The organism is Helicobacter apodemus (genome assembly GCF_000765745.2).
Lineage (GTDB): Bacteria > Campylobacterota > Campylobacteria > Campylobacterales > Helicobacteraceae > Helicobacter_D > Helicobacter_D apodemus.
Genome location: NZ_JRPC02000002.1, coordinates 1 through 16905, shown reverse-complemented (window position 1 = coordinate 16905; position 16905 = coordinate 1). Strand labels below are relative to the sequence as shown.

Here is a 16905-nt window from a genome sequence, read left to right as displayed (position 1 = left end):
ACTTAAGCCTTAATCTTTTTCAATCACTTCTACATCAATAATTTCTGAATCTTTAGAGGAGGCTTTAGTCTTACTGAAGGGCTTTAATAACATAAGGGTAATACTAAATTGCATAAAAATTCCCAAAATATCACTCAATGCACCCGGTAAAATTAACAAAATAGCCCCTAAAATCCTAAACACATTGGAGCTAAAAAACACTTCTTGGCTAATCTCCCTTAAATAAAACTTCCCTAACACCTCTTTAAAAAAGATTCTAAAATTCACCAACAATCCAAGCCCCAAAAGAGCGGTAATAACAACCTCTAAGAAAAACCCAAAAACTCCTATCCATTCAATAAGGGCATAGCTTAATAAAATTTCCAAAAAAATATACAACAAAATAAGTATTAAAGGCATTAACTTCCTATCCTCTCTAAAATTTTTTCTACTACACAATCTCTGCTATCAAGCTTTTCTTTAAGGAGGTTTTTTCTTTGGATAAACTCAATATTACCCTCATTTAAACCTTTGCCAACAATAAGGGCATAAGGAATCCCGATTAATTCAAAATCTGCTATTTTTGCCCCATATCGCTCCTCCCTATCATCTAGTATGCACTCTATACCCCTCTCTTGCAAAGCTCTATAAAGATTCCTAGCATATTCCATTTGTTGTGTATCTTTTATATTCGAAACAATAATATCTAAGGTAAAAGGTGCAATAGCTTTATTCCACTGCATACCCCTCTCATCATAATGCTGTTCGATAATAGCACCCAAAAGCCTTGATACTCCAATCCCATAACAACCCATTAAAAAGGGCTTTGACCTACCACTTTCATCTAAAAAAAAAGCTTCAAAGGCACTAGAATATTTATCACCTAATTGAAAAATATGCCCTACTTCAATCCCTTGTGTTAAATACAGTTCCCCTTGCTTATCTTCTCCACACTTAGGACATAAATCCCCTGCTTTAACCTCTATTAAATCCCTAAACTCTATGCCCTCACAAAGGGATAAATCCACCCCTACAAAGTGATAGTCCTCCTCATTAGCACCCATAATCAAATGCTTACAATCCTCTAATTCCTTATCAAAGTAAATATAAGGGCTTTGGGTAATATTCCTTAGGGCATAAGCCCCAATATATCCCGGGCATAGACCAACACTCCTTATCTCCTCCTCACTCGCTTCTATAATATCATTAGCTCCTGCAATAGCATTAAGTGCTTTGGTAACATTTAAAGTCTCACAACCGCGTATAAAGAAAAACACTAAAGCACTCTCTCCTTTTTCAAAAAGGGCTTTTTTAACAACCGCTTTAATCGTCCAAAAAGAATCTACTTTAAAAAACTCTGCTAAGGACTCAATAGTTGTGGTATTAGGGGTATGGAATTTAGCAAAATCTGCTTGTGGAGGGGGAGTTTTAGCAGTTTTCTTAATCCGCCTTGCTGCTTCTAAATTTGCGGCATATTGGCATTTATTACAAACACAAATCGTATCCTCACCACTTTGGGCTAACACCATAAATTCTTTGCTCCCACTCCCTCCAATAGCTCCGCTATCTGCTTCAACAACACGAAATTCTAACCCTAATCTTGTAAAAATCCTTGTATAAGTTTCCTCCATTACATTAAATTCTCTTTTTAAATCCTCCTTAGAACCATGAAAGCTATAACCATCTTTCATAAGAAATTCTCTCCCCCTTATCACCCCAAACCTTGGACGAATCTCATCACGAAATTTAAGATTAATTTGGTAAAGATGCAAAGGTAATTGCTTATAACTTTTTATATAAGATTTTATAAGCTCCGTAATAACCTCCTCATACGTTGGACCTAAGACAAATTCATTCTCTTTCCTATCTTTAAAACGTAATAATTCTTTTCCATATCGTTCATAACGACCACTTTTTTGCCAAAGGCTCGCAGCAGTTACAAACCCTAATGATACCTCTAAAGCCCCTGTCTTATTCATCTCCTCTTGAATAATGGCTTTAATTTTTTCAAGCACCCTAACACCTAAGGGTAAAAAATTATAAATCCCGCTCCCAATTTGCTGGATAAATCCCCCCCTTATTAAATATTCGTGGCTTTTTAAAAAAGCATCTTTAGGTTTTTCTTTTAAGGTTGGTGCAAAAAAGTTTGAAAACTTCATTCTTTCTCCTTTTTATCATTAGTAGCGTCAAAAAGCTTAGTTTCGGTATATTCGCATTTATATTGTTCAACCATTAAAGGATTTTGCTCTCCACTAAAAAGAAATCTAGTCGCTTCAATGACCCCATCTCCTTGGGGGGTATTCGCAATAGTTTTTAAACCAACCGTAAAATTATGCAAAAAAGTATTAAAGGCATTATGCAATGTTTTCTCGATATTTTTTTCATACTCTTTAGGTAAAAAGCCTTTGGCAATTCCTCTAGCTAATTCCTTTTGTGCAGATTCTTTTGCCTGTTGCCTTATTGCCTTAATAAGTGGCTCTACATTAAGACTTTGCAACCAAGCAAAAAATTGTTGGGTAAATTTTCCTATAATCGCATAAGCAATGTCTGCTTGTTTTTCTCTCAAAACAAGATTTTCTTTTACAATATCCTCTAAATCATCAATAGAAAAAACACTTATACCCTCTTGAATAATCCCATCAATATCTCTAGGAACGGCTAAATCAAACCAAAAACGTTTTTGTGAAAAATCCTCTACCATATCTTGTGTGATAATGCTATGAGGTGCTCCTGTAGCGGTAAATAATAAAGGGACTTTATTAATAAGATTCCCTAATTCCTTAAAACTCTCTACACGAATCTTTGCTTGAGGATTTATATGCATTATCTCTTCGCAAAGGAAATATGCGTTTTTAATTTCACGATTGATTAAAATAATCTCCGCACCATTATTTATAAGGTGTTTTACACATAATGTGCTCATCTCTCCAGCTCCAATAACCAAAGCCTGTATGCGCTTTAAATCCTTTAAAATCACTTTTGCTTTAGCCACAGCAGCAGAGGCTACAGAAACAGAATTTTTAGAAATATCTGTAGAATTACGCACACTAGCTGCACAACGAAAAGCAAAATGTATAGCCCTTGATAAGGCTAACCCACAACAACCTAAATCATAAGAAAACCTAAAAGCACTTTTAAGTTGTCCTGAAATTTGGGTCTCCCCTACTACCAAACTATCTAAAGAGCTCGCAACGCTAAAGAGATGATGAATGGCTGAAATATTCTCATAAGAATCTGCGGTTTTTTTCAATTCCTCTAAGGTAATTTTTGAATAATCACTTAATTTTGCTAACAAAAACTCTTCAGTTTTTGGGATATTATTCACACTTAAAATAAATTCTATACGATTACAAGTCGATAAAATAACCGCTTCTTGAATAAATTTGTTTTCTACTAAAGCAAATAAAAAATCTTTGGTGTGTTGATTCCTTATTTCAAAAACAAGCTTCTCCCTTAAGCTAAGATCGGTATTTTTATGTGTATAACTTAAAATATAATATTCCATTTTTCCTCTTAAAAATCTCTATCTATCATCTCTTGCATTATAGCTATAAGTTTATTGCAAGATTGATCGCTTATGCTTTGCATTCCTGCTTCTCCTAAGTTTTTAGCTAGTCTAAAGCTTCGTTTAATCGCATCACTTTGTTGGAATTGTTGTAAAATCCACACCATCTCATCTTGAGATATTTCTTGTTTAAAGGACTTCTTTAAACGTTCTTTATCCTGCTCTTGTAAGGAATGGTAAAGATAAATATAAGGTAAAGTTGTTTTTCCTTCTTTAAAATCATTTAAAATAGGCTTTCCTAATTTCTCTTGTGTAGCAGTAATATCTAAAATATCATCAATAATCTGAAAAGCTATACCTAAATTTCTCCCATAGTTTCTAAACTTCTTTGCATCTTGGGGACTTTTTTTAGCAAGCAATGCTGCAGCAAAGGCAGTAGATTCAATAAGTGCTGCGGTCTTTTTTTCTATCATTGCTAGATATTTTTTCTCATCCGTATTGAAAGATTGCGAAAGATAAACATCTTCTATTTCTCCTAAAGCCAATCTTACAACAGAATCTGCGATAATATGTGGAATTTGGGGATATTCTTTATGAAAAGCAACTAACTCACAAAACGCCTTAGAATAAAACACATCGCCTAACATAATCGCATTTTTATCTCCAGCAATAGCATTAATAGAGGGCTTAGAGCGACGCATAAGCGAATTATCAATTACATCATCGTGCAACAAAGAAGCACTTTGTATCATTTCAACAACCGCACAAAGTAAAATACTCTCTTCACTCACTCCAGCGATATTTAATACTAATTTACTCCTTAGCATTTTCCCACTTTGTAAATGCTTACTTAATTCCAAGGTAAGAGGAGAATCTAATGCTTCTAAAAAGCTTTGTATCCTTTCTTTAATTTGCTCCAAAGCCTCCATTTGGCACTATCCTTTCATCAATAATATTAAAATCCCTGCCACCTTCATAAATATAATATTTCAAAGTAGCAATCTTCTCTCCCCTATGATAATCCTTAAAGCACAGCATAAAAAAGGGTTCAAGCGTATAATATTTCTGCTCTGCTTTAAACAAAGGTAAAGTATAACAATTCCTTTGGTAATCTTGGTAAAGTATAAATTGATGGGGAAAATAATCATAATTTAAATGCATTACCAATCCCTTATTTTTTAACAAGGTCCAACGAAAATATAAAGTCTTTTGTGTTTCATTAACTTTAAAATTCAATAAATAAAATTCATCTTTTTGAAGCCGTAAAAACTTCTCTGCCTTCCACTGCGGTGGAGCAAAAAGCAAAGAAATAAAACTACCCAACAAAAATAAGATTCTACTCATTTTTTGTTAAAATATTTCCCATAGACTCAATTGCTAAATTTTGTGTATGCCTATAAATCTCCTCTGAAGATTCTTCAGAGGAGAGGATATAATTTAACTCTTCTTCCCAAGATTCTCCTAAACGTTTCTCAAGTAAAATCTCCATACTAGCCAATCGCTCTAAGATTCTTATAAGTTCTGCACTAGCTAAACCCTGTGAAGCATTAAAGACAATTTCTATCCACTTATCTTGCGGTATTCCTTCAAAAATATCCATAATTAATCCTTTTTATTTAATCGTATTAAAACAGAATGTTTATGTGCATCTAGCCCTTCTGCACAAGCTAGAATCCCACACTTCTCTCCTAACTCATCCATAGCCTTTTTAGAAAAAGCAATAATTGAACTCTTTTTCATAAAATGCTCCGTTGAAAGTGGGGAGAAAAACTTTGCACTACCTCCTGTTGGTAAGGTGTGATTAGGTCCTGCGATATAATCACCAATAGGTTCAGGAGTATTCTCTCCGATAAATATTGCCCCTGCATTTTTAATCTGTGGAAGCACTTCTAAGGGATTACTTACTAACAATTCTAAATGTTCAGGAGCAATAGCATTGCTTAATTGTATGGATTCTTCTAAAGATTGCGTGAGGATAATAGCCCCTCTGTTATAGATAGACTTTGCCGTTATTTCTGCTCGAGGAAGCTTAAGTAGAAATTCATTAATCCTTTGGGAGACTTCAGAGGCTAACTTTTGACTTGTAGTAACTAAAATAGAACTCGCCATTTCATCGTGTTCTGCTTGTGAGAGCAAATCCCAAGCTATATAATCCGCCCTAGCATTAGAATCTGCAACAATACCAATCTCACTAGGTCCTGCTATCATATCAATATTCACTTCGCCAAAAACACATTTTTTTGCCGTAGCGACATAAATGTTACCTGGTCCGCTTATCATATCTACCTTTTTAATCGCATTATCAATCCCATATGCCATCATACCTATGGCACTAGCCCCACCCACTTTATAGGCTTCTTTAATGCCGCATAAATACATAGCCGCTAGAAGTAGAGAATTTATCTCATTACAGGGTGCAGGTGTGCAAACAACAATTTCTTTCACTCCTGCAACAAGAGCGGGTATAGCATTCATCAAAAGTGAGCTAGGATAAGCGGCTTTCCCTCCGGGGATATATAAGCCAACCCTATCAAGAGGAGTAATTTTCTGCCCTAAAATGCTCCCATTTTCCTCAAAATCAAGCCAAGTTTTAGGCTTTTGCTTCTGGTGAAAGTCAAAAATACGATTATAGGCTTCTTGCAAAGAACACCTAAGCTTATCATCAAGATTGTCATAGGCTTGTTGCATAGAATTTTCAGGGATTTTTAAATCCTCAAAGTTTTTAGGATTCCAATTATCAAATGCTAAAATATGTTCTAAAATAGCCTTATTCCCTTGAAGTCGTATAGAATCTAACATCTCTTTTACAATTTTTTCTACTCCTTGAATATCTAATTTAGCCCGTTTTAAAATCTTATCAAATTGCAAGGAAAAATCACTTTGTTGAGTATTTAATAAAAGAATGCTTTTCATATTACTCCTTAAAGGGTTATTTTAACTTTTTAATGTTTATTTTACTCTTTAGAAAAATCAATTTAGTTTTACGACTTTTAGAATATTTTAACAATCTTTCCTTAACTTTTCTCTCTTTAAATATATTCCAAAACTAACACGCAATCATTAACAACCTAGAAAATACCTTAGCTTCTAAAGTAAAGGTTACTATGAATCCTTTTTATACGCTTACATTGCTTCTTTATTGCCCCATTTAAGAAGGAATAAAAATTGCTTTAACATTATGCTGAAGCTTACTTAAAGATAAAATCTCTCTTTAAGCTAATTCCACTCACACATTCTACCGCATTAACGCTACCAACATTGCGTATTTTTAATCCCTACCTCTTTTGCTTTAAAGACTGGATTCTTACCCTCTTTTCTTTGTTTTTCATAATCTTTTAACACTTTAATAGCGATATTCCCTAATAACAAAATCGCTATGATATTCACTAAAGCCATAATTCCCATAATTACATCAGCTAAATCCCAAGCTAACCCAAGACTAAGCTGCGCCCCAATAAAAACCATCACCACGGCAGTTATCCTAAAAATCTGTAAGGCTATTTTATTATGTGTAATGAACTTAAAATTGATTTCTGCATAAAAATAGTTTCCAATAAGTGAAGTAAAAGCGAAAAGCACAATAGCAACACTTACAAAGTATAAGCCAATATCCCCTAAATGTCCTTGCATAACCTTTTGCATAAGGGGCATTCCAGAAACTCCACTCAAGTTTTCATTACTACATAACACGACAATGGCACTTGCAGAGCAAATAATTAAAGTATCAATAAAAACAGAAAGTGTTTGCACCATTCCTTGTTTAGCAGGATGGCTTGTATGAGCGGTAGCTGCTGCATTAGGTGCACTACCCATACCCGCTTCATTAGAATACAAACCTCGTTTAATCCCTATAACTATCGCACTCCCTGCAAATCCTCCAAAAATAGCTTCAAAATCAAAGGCTTTAGCAAATACTTCAGCGAAAATACCAGGAATTGCTTCTAGATTCATACTAACAATTATTAAAGAAACAACTAAATAACCAAAAGCCATAATAGGGACAAGAATAGAAGTGATTTTAGCAGAGGATTTATTGCTCCCAAAGAAAAACACCGCACATAAAATAGCCAATAACACACCTATAAACATAGTTGTTTGCCCATTATTATAAGCCTCACTCCCAACAAAAATTTCAAAACTAGAAGTTAAAGTATAAGCCTGCAATCCATTAAATCCATAGGTAAAGCATAAGATTAATGAGATAGCAAAAACAATCCCAAATATCCTAGAACCTAAAGCACTTTGAATATAATAGGCAGGACCGCCTTTATAACCATTCTCTCCATCTTTTTGTTTATATACTTGCGCTAAGGTGCTTTCGATAAATGCACTTGCCCCACCTAAGATAGCGGTTATCCACATCCAAAATAATGCCCCAGCTCCACCACTGCTAATTGCCACCGCAACCCCTACAATATTTCCAATACCTACACGTGATGCGGTAGAAATCATCAATGCCCCAAAGGGAGAGATATGCTCTTTATGGCTTTTTTCTAGTAAAACAAAAAAAGCCAAAGGCAAAAAACGAAGCTGTATAAAGCCTGTGCGAATAGTAAAATAAAGACCACAGAGCAATAATGCAAAGACCAAAAAATAGGTATAAAGAAAATTGCTTGCTACATTAATGAGATTTGTTAATAGTTCCATAAATATTCCTTTAAAGAAGTTTTTTAGCAATGCTTAAAAGCTCTAAATATCAATGTTTCTGCATTCTATATTGTGTTAGCTTAATTTTTCTTTTAAAAGCTCATTAACGCGTGCGGGATTAGCCCCTTTAACAACTTTCATAACCTGCCCTACAAAAAACCCAAAAAGCTTATCTTTGCCATTTTTATATTCTGCAACTTTATCCGCATTTGCACCAAGGATAGTTTCAACAGCAACCAATAAAGCACTATCGTCATTAACTTGTGCTAATCCCATAGAATCTATAAGGGCATCAATATCACCACCTTTATCTTCGACTAATTTATCTAAAATCTCTTTAGCACTTTTGCCACTAATCTTCCCTGCATCAATACGTTGGACTAAAACACTAAGGGTTGTAGAATCTATCCCACAATTTTGTAAAGTATTCTCTCCTTTTAATCGCCCTAAAAGCTCTGTAGTAAGCCAAGTAACTGCCCCTTTTGCACTCGCACCATACTCTAACATAGATTCAAAATATAATGCCATTTCTAATTCACTAGTAAGCACCGCAGCATCACTAGATTTAATGCCAAAATCTCTTATATATCTCTCCCTTTTCTCATCAGGCATTTCTGGGATTTGTGAGCCTTCTTGCATAAGCGCATCATCGATAAATACCGGTAATAAATCCGGATCTGGAAAATACTGATAATCCGCAGCTTCTTCTTTACCACGCATAGATTTCGTAATACCTTTAATAGTATCAAAAAGTCTCGTTTCTTGCACGACCTCACTTTCGTATTTTTTATCCTCCCACGCCTCTATTTGACGATCCACTTCATATTCAATAGCCTTTTGGATAAACTTAAAAGAATTGAGATTTTTAATCTCTACACGTGTATAAAGCTTACAATCCCCCTTTGGGCGGATAGAAACATTCGCGTCACAACGGAAACTTCCCTCTTGCATATTCGCATCACTAATACCTAAAAATCGGACAATAGAATGCAATTTCTTAAGGTAAGCAATGGCTTCATCGCTATTTCGCATATGAGGCTCACTGACAATCTCTAGCAAAGGGGTGCAAGCACGATTTAAATCAACTTTAGAGCAATTCCCCTCGTGGATATTCTTTCCAGCATCCTCTTCCATATGTGCCCTTGTTACACCAATAACTTTTTTCTCACCATTAACTTCAATCTCAATACTCCCCGCTCCCACAATAGGAATCTCATATTGACTAATTTGGTAAGCTTTGGGTAAATCAGGATAAAAATAATTTTTTCTTGCAAAAATAGAATTTTGATTAATGGTGGCATTAATGGCTCTACCAAAAGCAATAGCCTTTTTCACAACTTCACGATTTAACACAGGCAAAGCACCAGGTAGCCCTAAACAAACAGGACAAACATTTTTGTTTGGCTCTTCACCAAAGCTTGTAGGACAAGAACAAAAAATCTTTGTTTTGGTATTAAGCTGAACATGCACTTCAAGCCCAATAATAGTTTCAAAAGCACTCATAAACATTCCTTAAAGCTAAATCAAATGAATTTTAACATTTTTGTTTTAAATTAACTATAATCTCGCACTAACCTGCTCTTTGGGTAAAATGCCTTTCAAATCATAAATAACCCTATCTCCCTTAGCACTAAAATCTAATGTCCTAAAAGCATTATGTGCCACCGCTATTACCACAGCTAGGTAGTCTTGTAATAAGAAGTCTTTGGGTTGCTTTAATTCTAGAGCATACTCTTTTTTAACTTCTGCACTATCTGCAAGAGGATCAAAAATATCCACACAGCAACCAAAATCTTGTAACTCTCTAATAATATCTACAACACGTGAATTACGAATATCTGGACAATCCTCTTTAAAAGTAATCCCCAAAATTGCAACTTTAGAATCATTAATCTTATAACCTTGCTTAATCATAAGCTTAATTAGCTTATTAGCCACAATAACTCCCATATTATCATTAATGTATCTGCCAGAGAGAATGACTTGAGAGTGGTAACCTAAAGATTCTGCTTTATAAGTGAGATAATAAGGATCGATACTAATGCAATGCCCTCCCACAAGACCAGGCTTAAAGGGTAAAAAATTCCATTTGGTGCTAGCAGCTTCTAAAACTTCTAAAGTATCAATCCCTAATCTATCAAAGATTAAAGCTAACTCATTAACAAAAGCAATATTAATATCCCTTTGAGAGTTTTCTATAACTTTAGCTGCTTCTGCTACTTTAATACTTGTTACTTTATGCGTCCCAGCGGTAATAATACTTGCGTATAAAGCATTAATTTCATCAGCAACTTCAGGAGTAGAACCACTTGTTACCTTTTTGATATTTGGCAAGCGATGCGTTTTATCACCTGGATTTATGCGTTCAGGAGAATACCCGCAAAAAAAATCTTGATTAAACCGCAATCCACTTGTTTGCTCTAAAATAGGGACACATTCCTCCTCTGTGCAACCAGGATAAACGGTGCTTTCATAAATAACAATATCCCCCTTTTTAAGCACAGACCCAACACTTTGTGAAGCCTTTTTTAAGGGGGTTAAGTCAGGCTTATTAAACTTATCAATGGGCGTAGGAACCGTGATAATATAAATTTGTGCTGCCTTTAATTTTTTTAGTGATGCAGTAAAACTAAGTTTTGTTGCAGAAATTAAAGATTCCCTTTCTACCTCTAAAGTCCTATCATACCCGCCTTTTAACTCATCAATCCTTATCTTATCAATATCAAATCCTATCACGGGATATTTTTTGCCAAATTCCACCGCTAAAGGTAGTCCTACATACCCAAGCCCAATAATTGCTAAAGTTTTCATTGCAATATCCTCTATAAATTCTGTTTTACTTATTTTTTAAAAAAGATTCTAACACAACTTAAAAAAACTCATATTGATTTTAGTCTATAATATCCCTAGCTAAAATTTAGGAAATTGGTTATCTCTGCTATAAGGTCTTTAAGAATTTATACTTTCATAGGCTTTAATGAGTGTTTTATCAAGGATACAAGAAAACTTTTATCAGCATCTTTTTAGCCTATCCCACAACAATGGATACAACCAATTAAGAATGCAAGAAAAACTAAGATTATAGAGAAAATAACTAAAACTTAAAAAGAATCATTATAAAATCCGATATAAAGGAGCAAGAATATGGACTTAAGTACTTATGGGAATCTCCCTAAAGTTAGTATTATCCTCACAACTTTTAATCGTGAATACTTTTTTACAGAAGCTATTGAAAGTATTTTAGAGCAAGATTATCCTAATTTAGAAATTATCATTAGCGATGATAACTCTAGTGATAATACTTTTGCCTTTGCCTCTGAATATGCTAAAGACAACCCCTCTATAAAAGTCGTCTCTAATGCACACACCAAAGGTTCTGCAGGAAATCGTAATAATGGCTTAGACTATGCTAGTGGGGATTTAGTTTTGCTCTTAGATGATGATGATTTACTCTTTAAAGAATCTATTACACAAATGGTAGAGATCTATTTAAGATTCCAAAAAAAATATGGAATAATTATCGCAAACTGCACCAGAAGTGATGATGGTTATCTCTCTGGTAAGGGTATTGATGAAACAAGAGAAGTAAGCTTTCAAGAGATTTTATGCGGACAATTACAAGGAGAGTTTATTACACTTTTTGAGCGAAAACTGCTTGGCACAAGACGTTTTAATGAGGATTTAAAACGTGGTAATATTGGGCTTTTATGGCTTAGGTTACACAAAGGAAGCCCCTGTTACTACCTACATCGCCCCTTAAAATTCTATAGAATCCACGCAGAATCGCTGACCCAAAACCTCAAATACCAACCCCTAGAAATGGTTAAAAACTACGAACAAGATATTTTACTCTTTTATAAAGAACGCAAAGCTTGTTGCCCTAAACATCTAGCAAAGCTCTGTACAATTGCTGCTTTACTTTATCATCAAGGAGGGAATAGAAAAAAGGCTATCAAAAAGATTTTACAAAGCTTGAGTATTTATCCTAATTTTTATGCGATACAAGCCTGTATTTATTTACTTCTCCCCTCACACTTCCTACCCAAATTAAAAATTCGCCAAAGGATTGAAAAATAATAAAACGAATAACACAGAAGTTTTAAGCATTAATATCTAATGCCTTTCCTAAAAGTATCAGAAGCATATTGCCTATCTACATTTTGTGCTATTTCTTGCACGATAGCAATAATATCTTCTTCAAAGTTTGCATTATTAAAAAGATTAGAAGCTAAGGTTTGCTGATCTAGTTTAGTAGGCTTTGCTATTGCTGCAAAGGTAGCAGTATCATCTTGGGTTTGTATATTAGGAACATCAAGGTTGTTTTCCACATTTACTTCTTAATTAGAATCTCTATGACCTTTTTGTTCTTGCCCTAATTGTTTTTGAATATTATTTAAAACTTCCTCACCTTTTGGATTCTCCATAATTTGTTGGAGGATTTCTTCAGGTGAAGCGGTTAAGTCAATAGATTTAGCATTAATCCCTGCTTTTGCAAGTTCTTTTGCCAGAAGTTTTTTAAGCTTTTTGTCCATTTTTTTCAAAAGGTTTTCCAAAAGACTAGAAAAACTCTCGCTAGATAAAAGATTAGCATCCTTATCTAACTTAATCATTCTATTAAGCTCCTCTTCTACAGAGCTAGTGGTGTATTTATCAATCCTTGTCATATCTTGGGAATTAATACTAGAAAACTTTAAATAAAACTCATCATTGCCCATATAAAAATTCTTACCATTGGAGCTATACATAAGACCCTTAGAGAAAGAATTAGTATTTTTCTCTCTTGATATCTAAGAATCCATCTTTGTTTTCATCTGCTTGGATATAGCCCCTTTTATAAGCAATATCCGCATACCAACTACTTACAAACTCTTCTACCTCGCCTTTAAGCAAGGCTTGATTGCCCTCAAGAACCTTCTCCAAAAACCCCTTTAAGCTTTGTTAAGCTCTCATCACTTAAACCCACATTGACATAGGCATTAGTGAGAGGATCTCTAAAATAACATTGTTTGGATGAAGAGATTCTTGCTCTTTTCTAACCTTAACCCCGCTTACTTGGATTTGATTAGCATTAATATTAGAATCTTGTGGATTAAGATTGATAGAGAGGGCAGTAAAGAATGCCTTAGAAACCGTTTGACTTAAGTCTATATAGTTGTTATTTACCACTACCCATATCAAGCATAATCTAACCTCATTGAGAACCCCCACGAATGCCAAAATACCATTTCATAAAACATTAGACATATGGCTGTTACTTTGGTTATTTATGTTTGCGTTGTAATTATTTCTGATTGGCATTGTAATATATGTATAACCATGCCAACCTAATGTATAAGGTCTATACTTCTTATTCTTCTTTAAGGCTTAAAACCTTAACCCATACAACATTATCACTCACTTTACCTTTAGTAGCAAGTGCTAATACATCTACTTCCTCCACATTAACTACATTCATAAGTCCTAAAGCTAATATTGCAGTTAAAAACACCTTTTTCATTAATCTGCCTTATATAATTGTTAGGATTTAATCTTAACCGAATATTAATTAAAAAAGCAAAAGCTTTCTTAAAGTCTTAAAATTTCCTTTAGACTTGTTATTTATTATACTTCCCTGTCCATCTTTTGTGTTTTAAGAAAACTCTGTATGATGAAGTTATCTAACCTGTTGAAAGAAGAATCCACATTGGGACTTTGATGAAATAGAAAAGAGAGCAAATTCGCTTTTTGTTGGTTTTGTAAGAATTGCAAAGTATTAAAGACATTTGTATCTTGATAGGTTTGATTTTGGCTTTTGCCTTCAATAGGCTTAAAAGGATTTTTTCCTTTTTGCTCCGCTGGATTGTTGATTTTTTCTATCTCCACATTTTCCACTCCAATCCCCTTTAGCTGACTCTCATTCTTGGCTTGATATTCTTTTCGCAATTCCTCCCATTGTGCCCTAAACTCTTCTGGAGTTATTTCATTGATAGACTTTCTTAATAACGCCCCAGCTTTACCCCTATCAAGGATATTCATCCCCAATAAATTATCATTCTCATCTAGGATGTTTGCATATTTGCTTCCAGCCCTCTGTATCTCTCCTGCTATCGTTAAATCACCGACTATATATTCATCATTTAATACCATAAAAGCTGTGAATTTACCACTTTGATTTAATTCACCCTTATTGTCAATGAATTGAGGAATCTTCAAAAGAGAATCATAAAGCGATTGATTATCACCCATTGGCTTTTGCTTAGCTTGGCTTATCAAGGCTTCTATACCTTGATTAGATAGTTTTGAAAATGCTTGGTAGCTGTTTTGAATACTTGCTTGCATATTAATATTGTTGTAATAACCCAATGCTTGGGACAAATCATATCTTACAACAATATCAGAAGGAATTTTTATGCTACTTGGGATTCCAAGTTTTGCATTCAAGTCATTGTGGAAAAATCCATCTTGATTGGGCGTATAACCGATAGCTTTAGCAACTGCTCCATTCCAATCAAATAAAGAGGTTGAAGAATTTGTCGCAGAATCTATTGGGATAGGTTTTTCTTGATTTTTAGACAATAAATTATTCTTTTGATTAAAAGAGTTCTCTAAATCCCTTTGTGTAGTCAAATGATAATTACTATAAGATTGAATCTTCATCATTAATCCTTATCGAAATCTTGATTCTAAAACTTTTTTATATTGGTTGCGTATTTCATAAAAGTATGAAAGCAAAATATTCCTTAACAGGTCTTTTCTAATTATTCTAAATCTTTAAGGAATGAAAAAAAGAGTGTATCTCTACTTAAGCATTTATGTCTAGCTTTTTTATTATTTGTTTGGCTTGTTGCTTTTCTTCTTGTTTCTTTTTTTGTATGCGTTTTAGATTCTTTTTCATTGCTTCATCTAGCTCTTCAAGCATTATTTGCATAGGGCTTTTGTAGTTTTTTTCAAATTCCTCATCCTCTTTTCGCCATTGATCTAATTTTCTTTGATAAGACTTCATAAGTTCTGAATGTTTTTTCTTAAAAGTCTCCAAATCAGTTCCTAGCAACCAACTACCTTCTTCCCCTGTTGCATAGAGGACAAGCATAGATACACCAAAATCCCTCCTAATCTCATCTGCCTCTTGCCTACTTAAACTTTTATCAAACCCTTCTCCTTTACCTTGTATTGTTGTTGTACCTTCCATTGTGTAACTCACTTTATTAACAACAGCTACTAAAAGCCCACCTTTAGTAATGGAGCCATCTTCATTAATGTATTTACTGCTATTAGGGTTAAAATTGAAGGATTCTTCTTGACCACCGCTAGCATTATTAAAAATATCTGTAGCAGGGAGACCTTGTCTCATTGTCTCATAACTATTAAAGAAGAGAGTTGAAGCTTCCTTATCCTGTTTTTGTAAATGCCTCCAATTTGTATCATTATTGGCAAAATTCATATAATCCTTAGTAGTTTGATAAATTTTAGTAACTTGCAAACTCTGTCGATGATATTCATAGCCTTGAGGAAATTTAGCTATTTCTTCAAGGCTAAAACTATCTTTATCTTTTAAAGTATCCTCTCCTACCACTTGGGAGAGAATCTTATAGGCATTACCTATGGTTTTGGCAATATCTATATCAGCAAAATACAAGGAAGGAGCTCTTACCCTCACTAAACTCTCTAAGCTTGAGGAATGCATCTTATAATCCTCTGGTATTCCTGCTGCTTTATTAAACTCTTTGGTAAAATACCCTTCTTTATCGACTTTATAACCTAAAACTTCTTTAGAATCTAAGGAGGATTTTTTAGATTCTATGCTTTGGTTATTTTTTTGTATATTAGTATTGTCTGCATTATCTGCATTAGTATTATTGATACGAAGTTTATTGCTAATGTTTAAAGAATAACTATTAAAAGAAAAGCTAGAGTTTAAAGAACCTATCATAGCTATGTCTCCTTGTTATCATCTTGCCATAGCTTTTATCGCTAATTCATTCTTTTTGAGATTATAGACTTCACTTACGATACTATGATAGGCAGAGAGACTTCTAACCTTATAAAGCCTACCACTTGATGATATACCTACAACCATCCCACCTTTTGTAAAATTAAGTCTAGGAGTTCCAAAAAAACTAGGTGTTGTTGTTTTTGTTAATGTTGCAACAATACGCTCATTGTTGTTATAATCAGCAACAGACATATATTCATTATATCTTTGTTTATCCATATATCCTCCACAATTGCTAGAAAAATTGTATCCACAAATTGCTTTATTATCTAATTCGTGTTGTGATAGCCCAACAATAACACCAACTTGTGTGAAGCCACTCATTCCTATCCCATATTTTTGGATAGTTATAGCAGGGCTAAGGATATATCCCCCCTTTACCTGTTTTTTCTCTTCAATGTTTAATCTAGTAACACCTACACTCTCACTAGTAACTTTGCCTTTACTTACTAACGCTAAAACATCTTCTTGTGCTAATGCTAAGCTTAAAGGTAAAGAACCTAAAGCTAAGATACTCAAAACCCTTTTAAACATAATTTCTTCTTTTTTGAAAATTTTGAGTTTTCACTATAGTATATTTTTATTTTAAAGTCAAGTTTTATTTTACTTTGTAATGATTTATTCTTTAAAATTCTAGTCAATATCTTTAAAAGGATTGGAATGAAAAAACTTTTGCTTACTCTATTGTTTTTAACAAGCACTCTTTTAGCTAGTGATGAACTCAATATTGATAATCTCTTTAAAAAACAAATTGGTTTAAGGAGTATTACAAGCTTTTCTTTGCTTAGCACAGGAAATGCCA

20 protein-coding genes are annotated in these 16905 nt (G+C 33.9%); 2 read left to right on the top strand and 18 right to left on the bottom strand.

Annotated elements, in window-relative coordinates; translation table 11 throughout:
• Positions 1-9: 9 nt before the first annotated feature.
• The 10 genes from LS72_RS00865 to LS72_RS00820 form a co-directional block, all read right to left on the bottom strand.
• Positions 10-399 carry an FxsA family protein gene (locus tag LS72_RS00865; protein ID WP_138154879.1) on the bottom strand — a complete coding sequence of 130 codons (390 nt, stop codon included), beginning with the start codon at positions 397-399 and terminating at the stop codon, positions 10-12.
• Complete coding sequence (locus tag LS72_RS00860) at positions 399-2138, bottom strand: proline--tRNA ligase (RefSeq protein ID WP_034554118.1); 1740 nt, start codon at positions 2136-2138, stop codon at positions 399-401. The genes LS72_RS00865 and LS72_RS00860 overlap by 1 nt, the downstream gene beginning before the upstream one ends.
• Positions 2135-3484, bottom strand: a complete 1350-nt coding sequence (hemA, locus tag LS72_RS00855) for a glutamyl-tRNA reductase (protein ID WP_034554121.1) — start codon at positions 3482-3484, stop codon at positions 2135-2137. Before hemA ends, LS72_RS00860 begins: the two co-directional genes overlap by 4 nt.
• An 8-nt stretch (positions 3485-3492) precedes the next feature.
• The gene (locus tag LS72_RS00850; RefSeq protein ID WP_034554122.1) at positions 3493-4413 is read right to left on the bottom strand and encodes a polyprenyl synthetase family protein; all 921 of its coding nucleotides are present in this window, start codon (positions 4411-4413) and stop codon (positions 3493-3495) included.
• A complete protein-coding gene (locus LS72_RS00845) occupies positions 4391-4828 on the bottom strand; it encodes a hypothetical protein (protein ID WP_034554123.1) in 438 nt (145 codons plus the stop codon). The genes LS72_RS00850 and LS72_RS00845 overlap by 23 nt, the downstream gene beginning before the upstream one ends.
• Positions 4821-5084, bottom strand: a complete 264-nt coding sequence (locus LS72_RS00840; protein WP_034554124.1) for a DUF2018 family protein — start codon at positions 5082-5084, stop codon at positions 4821-4823. Before LS72_RS00840 ends, LS72_RS00845 begins: the two co-directional genes overlap by 8 nt.
• A gap of 2 nt (positions 5085-5086) precedes the next feature.
• Entirely contained in the window at positions 5087-6388 is a 1302-nt protein-coding gene (gene hisD / locus LS72_RS00835; protein ID WP_034554138.1) for a histidinol dehydrogenase, read from the bottom strand.
• A gap of 345 nt (positions 6389-6733) precedes the next feature.
• Positions 6734-8137 carry an alanine/glycine:cation symporter family protein gene (locus tag LS72_RS00830; protein WP_414458055.1) on the bottom strand — a complete coding sequence of 468 codons (1404 nt, stop codon included), beginning with the start codon at positions 8135-8137 and terminating at the stop codon, positions 6734-6736.
• 69 nt (positions 8138-8206) lie between these two features.
• A complete protein-coding gene (gene gatB / locus LS72_RS00825; RefSeq protein WP_034554127.1) occupies positions 8207-9634 on the bottom strand; it encodes an Asp-tRNA(Asn)/Glu-tRNA(Gln) amidotransferase subunit GatB in 1428 nt (475 codons plus the stop codon).
• A 54-nt stretch (positions 9635-9688) separates the two neighbouring features.
• A complete protein-coding gene (locus LS72_RS00820; protein WP_034554128.1) occupies positions 9689-10942 on the bottom strand; it encodes a nucleotide sugar dehydrogenase in 1254 nt (417 codons plus the stop codon).
• Positions 10943-11275: 333 nt separating this feature from the next.
• On the opposite strand from LS72_RS00820, the gene LS72_RS00815 reads away from it, so the two are divergent.
• Positions 11276-12208, top strand: coding sequence for a glycosyltransferase family 2 protein (locus tag LS72_RS00815; RefSeq protein ID WP_034554130.1), 933 nt, complete (start codon positions 11276-11278; stop codon positions 12206-12208).
• Positions 12209-12237: 29 nt separating this feature from the next.
• On the opposite strand, the gene LS72_RS00810 is transcribed toward LS72_RS00815, so the two are convergent.
• From LS72_RS00810 to LS72_RS00785, 8 genes are all read right to left on the bottom strand, one after another.
• Positions 12238-12459, bottom strand: coding sequence for a hypothetical protein (locus tag LS72_RS00810; protein ID WP_034554132.1), 222 nt, complete (start codon positions 12457-12459; stop codon positions 12238-12240).
• A gap of 9 nt (positions 12460-12468) precedes the next feature.
• Positions 12469-12876 carry a hypothetical protein gene (locus LS72_RS00805; RefSeq protein WP_034554134.1) on the bottom strand — a complete coding sequence of 136 codons (408 nt, stop codon included), beginning with the start codon at positions 12874-12876 and terminating at the stop codon, positions 12469-12471.
• 19 nt (positions 12877-12895) lie between these two features.
• A complete protein-coding gene (locus LS72_RS10675) occupies positions 12896-13051 on the bottom strand; it encodes a hypothetical protein (RefSeq protein WP_194145516.1) in 156 nt (51 codons plus the stop codon).
• A gap of 33 nt (positions 13052-13084) precedes the next feature.
• Positions 13085-13348, bottom strand: coding sequence for a hypothetical protein (locus LS72_RS00800; RefSeq protein ID WP_194145515.1), 264 nt, complete (start codon positions 13346-13348; stop codon positions 13085-13087).
• Between the two features lie 130 nt (positions 13349-13478).
• Entirely contained in the window at positions 13479-13628 is a 150-nt protein-coding gene (locus LS72_RS10670) for a hypothetical protein (protein WP_194145514.1), read from the bottom strand.
• Between the two features lie 104 nt (positions 13629-13732).
• Positions 13733-14767 (bottom strand): hypothetical protein, encoded by a 1035-nt coding sequence (locus LS72_RS00795; RefSeq protein ID WP_034555295.1) that lies wholly within the window; start codon positions 14765-14767, stop codon positions 13733-13735.
• Positions 14768-14912: 145 nt separating this feature from the next.
• Positions 14913-16040, bottom strand: coding sequence for a Cj0814 family flagellar-dependent secreted protein (locus LS72_RS00790; protein ID WP_138154875.1), 1128 nt, complete (start codon positions 16038-16040; stop codon positions 14913-14915).
• An 18-nt stretch (positions 16041-16058) separates the two neighbouring features.
• Entirely contained in the window at positions 16059-16637 is a 579-nt protein-coding gene (locus LS72_RS00785; protein WP_034555638.1) for a hypothetical protein, read from the bottom strand.
• A gap of 126 nt (positions 16638-16763) precedes the next feature.
• On the opposite strand from LS72_RS00785, the gene LS72_RS10665 reads away from it, so the two are divergent.
• A partial coding sequence (locus tag LS72_RS10665) for a hypothetical protein (RefSeq protein WP_194145513.1) occupies positions 16764-16905 on the top strand: 142 nt, incomplete at its 3' end.

What these genes read in the sequence shown, in the direction of transcription:
- LS72_RS00865 (WP_138154879.1), bottom strand. Translation starts at nt 399, where the DNA reads ATGCCTTTAATACTTATTTTGTTGTATATTTTTTTGGAAATTTTATTA.
- LS72_RS00860 (WP_034554118.1), bottom strand. Translation starts at nt 2,138, where the DNA reads ATGAAGTTTTCAAACTTTTTTGCACCAACCTTAAAAGAAAAACCTAAA.
- hemA (WP_034554121.1), bottom strand. Translation starts at nt 3,484, where the DNA reads ATGGAATATTATATTTTAAGTTATACACATAAAAATACCGATCTTAGC.
- LS72_RS00850 (WP_034554122.1), bottom strand. Translation starts at nt 4,413, where the DNA reads ATGGAGGCTTTGGAGCAAATTAAAGAAAGGATACAAAGCTTTTTAGAA.
- LS72_RS00845 (WP_034554123.1), bottom strand. Translation starts at nt 4,828, where the DNA reads ATGAGTAGAATCTTATTTTTGTTGGGTAGTTTTATTTCTTTGCTTTTT.
- LS72_RS00840 (WP_034554124.1), bottom strand. Translation starts at nt 5,084, where the DNA reads ATGGATATTTTTGAAGGAATACCGCAAGATAAGTGGATAGAAATTGTC.
- gatB (WP_034554127.1), bottom strand. Translation starts at nt 9,634, where the DNA reads ATGAGTGCTTTTGAAACTATTATTGGGCTTGAAGTGCATGTTCAGCTT.
- LS72_RS00820 (WP_034554128.1), bottom strand. Translation starts at nt 10,942, where the DNA reads ATGAAAACTTTAGCAATTATTGGGCTTGGGTATGTAGGACTACCTTTA.
- LS72_RS00815 (WP_034554130.1), top strand. Translation starts at nt 11,276, where the DNA reads ATGGACTTAAGTACTTATGGGAATCTCCCTAAAGTTAGTATTATCCTC.
- LS72_RS00805 (WP_034554134.1), bottom strand. Translation starts at nt 12,876, where the DNA reads ATGTATAGCTCCAATGGTAAGAATTTTTATATGGGCAATGATGAGTTT.
- LS72_RS10670 (WP_194145514.1), bottom strand. Translation starts at nt 13,628, where the DNA reads ATGAAAAAGGTGTTTTTAACTGCAATATTAGCTTTAGGACTTATGAAT.
- LS72_RS00795 (WP_034555295.1), bottom strand. Translation starts at nt 14,767, where the DNA reads ATGAAGATTCAATCTTATAGTAATTATCATTTGACTACACAAAGGGAT.
- LS72_RS00790 (WP_138154875.1), bottom strand. Translation starts at nt 16,040, where the DNA reads ATGATAGGTTCTTTAAACTCTAGCTTTTCTTTTAATAGTTATTCTTTA.
- LS72_RS00785 (WP_034555638.1), bottom strand. Translation starts at nt 16,637, where the DNA reads ATGTTTAAAAGGGTTTTGAGTATCTTAGCTTTAGGTTCTTTACCTTTA.